The 4,332-nt window shown below is 74.1% G+C and carries 4 protein-coding genes; 2 read left to right on the top strand and 2 right to left on the bottom strand.

The window, feature by feature from the left end; translation table 11 throughout:
* The first annotated feature begins 39 nt into the window (after positions 1 to 39).
* Positions 40 to 822, top strand: a complete 783-nt coding sequence (locus tag J0670_RS31465) for a DUF4253 domain-containing protein (RefSeq protein ID WP_207815302.1) — start codon at positions 40 to 42, stop codon at positions 820 to 822.
* Between the two features lie 58 nt (positions 823 to 880).
* On the opposite strand, the gene J0670_RS31460 is transcribed toward J0670_RS31465, so the two are convergent.
* Together J0670_RS31460 and J0670_RS31455 are read right to left on the bottom strand one after the other, a co-directional pair.
* Positions 881 to 1,630: an SDR family NAD(P)-dependent oxidoreductase gene (locus tag J0670_RS31460; RefSeq protein WP_207815301.1), complete on the bottom strand. Its 750-nt coding sequence runs from the start codon at positions 1,628 to 1,630 to the stop codon at positions 881 to 883.
* Between the two features lie 579 nt (positions 1,631 to 2,209).
* Positions 2,210 to 3,166, bottom strand: coding sequence for a proline dehydrogenase family protein (locus J0670_RS31455; RefSeq protein ID WP_207815300.1), 957 nt, complete (start codon positions 3,164 to 3,166; stop codon positions 2,210 to 2,212).
* A 132-nt stretch (positions 3,167 to 3,298) separates the two neighbouring features.
* Between J0670_RS31455 and J0670_RS31450 the strand changes: the two genes are divergently transcribed.
* Positions 3,299 to 4,258 carry a GlxA family transcriptional regulator gene (locus J0670_RS31450; protein ID WP_207815299.1) on the top strand — a complete coding sequence of 320 codons (960 nt, stop codon included), beginning with the start codon at positions 3,299 to 3,301 and terminating at the stop codon, positions 4,256 to 4,258.
* Positions 4,259 to 4,332 lie beyond the last annotated feature (74 nt).

The following is a 4,332-nucleotide window of genomic DNA, read 5'->3' as shown; positions in this document are numbered from 1 at the left end:
GTACCGCCGTTGTCAGTGCCCGCCCCTACGGTCAGGCGCATGACCTGGCCTTTCGATGTCGCCCCGCCCGTTGCGCTGCCGCCCGGCCGCCCCGTCGTGGGGGAGGAGGGGGAGGGCGAGCGCCCGCTGCTGTGGATCAGTGACGGCCCCGCCCCCGCCGGGCTGTGGGAGCAGCTGCACCGCGCCCACCCGCAGAGCGGTCTGTGGCCGCTGCTGCTCAGCCCGCTGCACGACGGGGACGACTTCCGTCCCTGGCTGTCCGGCGAGCTCTACCCGGACGACGCCTCCGACCCCGCCGACCACGACCCGGCCGCCCTGCTGCGCGCGTGGTGGGAGCCGGAAGGCCCGGAGGACGAGGACGAGTCGGCGAAGACGCTGGCCCCCTACGGCGCCGCCTGGCCCGGCCTCGCCCCGGCCGCCGCCGTGCCCGAGGGAGCCGCCGACGCGCAGGCGCGGGAGCTGGCCGGCGCCGTGCAGTCGTTCCTGAACGTGCGCCTGGGCCTGGTGCCGGCCGCCGGCGGCGCCCAGGCGCTGGTGGCGTGCGGCTGGAGCGGCCCGCTCAACCACGAGAGCGACACCGCCAAGATCGCCGCCGTCCTCACCTCCTGGGAGCGCCGCTTCGGCGCCCAGGTCGTCGAAGTCGGCTTCGCCACCCTCCAGTTGAGCGTCCCCACCCCGCCCGCCACCCTCGCCGAGGCCCTCCCACTGGCCGCCGAGCACGTCGCCTTCTGCCCCGACCAGGTCTACCAGGGCGCCGGAACCCTCACCGCCTACGCCGAGCGCCTGGTCGGCTCCCACCACTGGTACTTCTGGTGGGACTGACCCCCTGGCACCCGCGACGAGCGCGCCCCCCAACGGCCCACCGGCGAAACGGCGCGCCTCACACGGCCGAGCGGCCGCCGTCCACGGACAGCACCGCGCCGTGGACGAAGCTCGCCGCGTCACTGGCCAGGTAGGCGATCGCCTCGGCGACCTCCTGCGGCTCGCCCGAGCGGCCGGCCGGGGCCTGGGCGGCCAGGGCGTCGAGGTCCTCACCCATGCCGGCCGTGCCCTCCGTGCGCACCGGCCCGGGGCGCACGGCGTTGACCCGCACCCCGCGCGGGCCGTACTCCGCGGCCCACGCCTTGGTCAGCAGCTCCACGGCCGCCTTGCTCGACCCGTACAGGGCCATGCCCGCGAACCCGTACGCGGCGGCGACGGTGGTCACGTTGACGATCGCGCCGCCGCCGCGCCGCGCCATCGCCGGTGCGAGCTGCGCCACCAGGTGGAACGGCGCCTTCACGTTCAGCGCGTAGACGGTGTCGATCTCGCTGTCCGCCGTCTTCTCGGTGGGCCCGAACGGGTAGGCGCCCGCGTTGTTCACCAGGATGTCGACCCGGCCGAACAACTCCTCGGCCTGGAGCGCCAGTTGCCGCACCGCCCGCGCCTCGCGCAGGTCGGCGGCGACGAAGTCGGCCCTGCCGCCGCCGGCGCGGACGGTCTCGGCCACGGCCTCACCGCGGGCGCCGTCGCGGCCGGCGACCAGCACGTGCGCTCCGCGCCGGGCCATCAGCACCGCCGTGGCGGCGCCGATGCCGCTGGTCGCCCCGGTCACCAGCGCCACACGGCCGGTCAGATCAAACGCGTTCATGAATTCGTCCTCCGTGTCGGGTCGTGAGGGACACACCCGGGTGACGGACGGCGCGCCCCGGCCGCCATCTCTTTCTAGGCGCGGGCGGGCCGGGGCGCTCGCCCGGCTACTCCGGCGGAACGCCGACACGAGGAAAGGAGGATCACCCGACAGCAGGTGCCCGGCAGCGGCACCAGGAACGGCGCAAACGTGGCGGACCGGGCCGAAAGGCCCGTGACGGCGAGGGCCGATGAGCGAGGAGCCGGCCCGTGACCGACCACGTGGACGACGTACGCGCGATCATCGGGCCGCCCAGCGGGCCCGGCGTTGCGGCGCAGCGCTGGCGCGAGCTCGAAGCCGAACTGGAGACGGAGCTGCCGGCAGACTTCAAGGCCCTGGCCGAGCGCTACGCGCCGATCGAGATCGGCCGGTCGATCTGGCTGCTGGGCCCCACCGCACAGGGCCACGATCGTCCTCACGGACCACGACGTGACGTCGGCGAAGGGCCCGGTGGAGCGCTTCGGCCCGGTGCGGGGTACGTGAGATCCCGTTCACGACAAGGGGTCCGACAAGGGGCGGCGTTCGTTCACCGGTTCGGGTTCACGCGGCCGCGTCGAGGAGGGCTTGGAGCAGGCGCTGGGGGTCTTCGGCGAGTCGGTTGCAGACGTAGAGCCACCATTGCGTGCCGAAGACGACGTACTCGCGGGTGGGGTGTCCACGCTCGGCCATGGCGTCGAGGCGGTCGGGCCCGAGGCCGAGGAGGGTTTCGAACTCCCAGGGGGCGCGGTCCCGGTTCCCCCCGCCGACGTAGCGGTCGATACGGTCGATCAGATCCCAGTCGTGGGTGGCGAAGGAGCACAGGTGGCCCGAGTCGGCCAGTTGCTCCGCGTACTTCAGGTAGGCGGCGGTCAGGGCCGGGGCCTCCCGCCGGTGGGCGATGCTCTCGGGTTCGAGGAAGGCGCCCTTGACCAGGCGGATGCGACCGGGGCGGGTGAGCAGTTCCGGTAGGTCGTCCGCGGTGCGGTGCAGGCGCGCCTGGACGGTGATGCCCACGTGGTCGAAACGCTCGCACAGCGTGCGGTGCAGGGCCAGCGTCGCGTCGGTACGGTCGGATCCTTCGGCCGAGATCATCATCTCCCGCCCGGTGGCGGCGGTGGCCCGGGCGATGCGGGAGGCGTTGGCCAGGGCGAGCTCCGCGTCGACGGCGAGGCCGATGTGGGACAGGTCGAGGGAGATCGAGCACCCGGGCGGCAGGAGCCGGGCGGCGGCGAGGAAGGTGTCGGTCTCCTCGACGGCGCGCTGCGGGTCGCGGCAGCTCTCGCCCATGTACTCGACGTTCACGCGGTGGCCGGCGGCCAGGATCCGCTGCGCGCGCTCCAGAGCGTCGGGGAGGGTTTCGCCGGCCACGTACCGCCGGGCGACCTTGCGGGCCAGGGGGCCCAGAACGGGGTCGCCGGGGATGCGCCACTTCAGTTCCTCGTCGAGCGCCAGTGCGCGCAGGACCTGGGCCGTCCGTGACGAGAGGGCGGGGTCGGCGGTGTGCGTGTGCGTGGTCATTCGGGTGCCTAGCTGTTCGCGTGCCGGGGGTGACGCCTGCGAGCCTTCCAAGAGGGGGCACCCGCCGGGAGTGGCGGAAACGACGGATATGCTGAAATTCCTGCCACCGTCGTGAGAGGAGACCGGGAGCCCGTGCTCCGCGATGTCGCCGTCCTGGCCCTCCAGGGCGCCCACGCCTTCGAGTTGGGTGTGTTCTGCGAGGTCTTCGGCATCGACCGCGGCGACGACGCGCTGCCCGTCTACGACTTCGCTCTCGTCTCAGGAACCGGCGACAGCGTGCCGATGCGGCACGGCTTCGAGGTGCGGACCCGGCACGGCCTGGAGCGGCTGGCCTCGGCGGACCTCATCTGCGTCCCGGCCTACGATCCGCAGGTACGGCAGCCGGACCACCTGGCCGGGGAACTGCGGGCCGCCGTCGAGCGCGGCGCCCGCGTCCTGAGCATCTGCACCGGGGCCTTCCTGCTCGGCGAGGCCGGGCTGCTGGACGGGCGGCGCTGCACCACCCACTGGCGCTACACCGACGAACTCGCCCGCCGCCACCCGCGCGCCCGGGTCGAGTCGGACGTGCTCTACGTCGACGAGGACCCGGTCATCACCGGCGCGGGCACCGCCGCCGGCGTCGACACCTGCCTCCATCTGATCCGCAAGGAACACGGCAGCGCCGTGGCCAACGCCATCGCCCGCCGCATGGTCGCGCCCCCGCACCGCGACGGCGGCCAGCGCCAGTACCGCGAACGCCCCCTTCCCCGGCACGGGACCGGCTCCCTCGCCCCCGTCCTGGCCTGGATCGAAGCCAACCTCGACCAGGACCTGACCGTCGAGGCGATGGCCCGCCACGCCCATCTCTCCCCGCGGACCTTCGCCCGCCGCTTCCTGCAGGAGACCGGGACCACCCCGCTGCAATGGCTCACCGGGCAACGCGTCCTGCTCGCTCAGCATCACCTGGAGACCACGGACGAGCCGATCGCCGCCGTCGCCCACCGCACGGGCTTCGGCAGCATCGACACCCTCCGCCACCACTTCGCCCGGCGCCTCGGCACGACGCCGCAGGCCTACCGGCGCACCTTCGCGGCCCCGCCCACCAGCGGATGACCGGTGTCGTTCCACGGCTTCCGGAGGGCCGCGGCCCGGGCCGCCTCAGCCGGCGGGCTGCGCAGGGGGGATGG

The sequence above is a fragment of the Streptomyces sp. FH025 genome (genome assembly GCF_017427025.1).
In the GTDB taxonomy this organism is placed as follows: domain Bacteria; phylum Actinomycetota; class Actinomycetes; order Streptomycetales; family Streptomycetaceae; genus Kitasatospora.
The sequence above is the reverse complement of the archived record's forward strand: the minus strand, read 5'-3'. Positions and strand labels throughout refer to the sequence as shown.

Excerpts from the sequence above, each read along its gene's own strand:
- J0670_RS31465 (WP_207815302.1), top strand. The coding sequence starts at position 40 with ATGACCTGGCCTTTCGATGTCGCCCCGCCCGTTGCGCTGCCGCCCGGC.
- J0670_RS31460 (WP_207815301.1), bottom strand. The coding sequence starts at position 1,630 with ATGAACGCGTTTGATCTGACCGGCCGTGTGGCGCTGGTGACCGGGGCG.
- J0670_RS31455 (WP_207815300.1), bottom strand. The coding sequence starts at position 3,166 with ATGACCACGCACACGCACACCGCCGACCCCGCCCTCTCGTCACGGACG.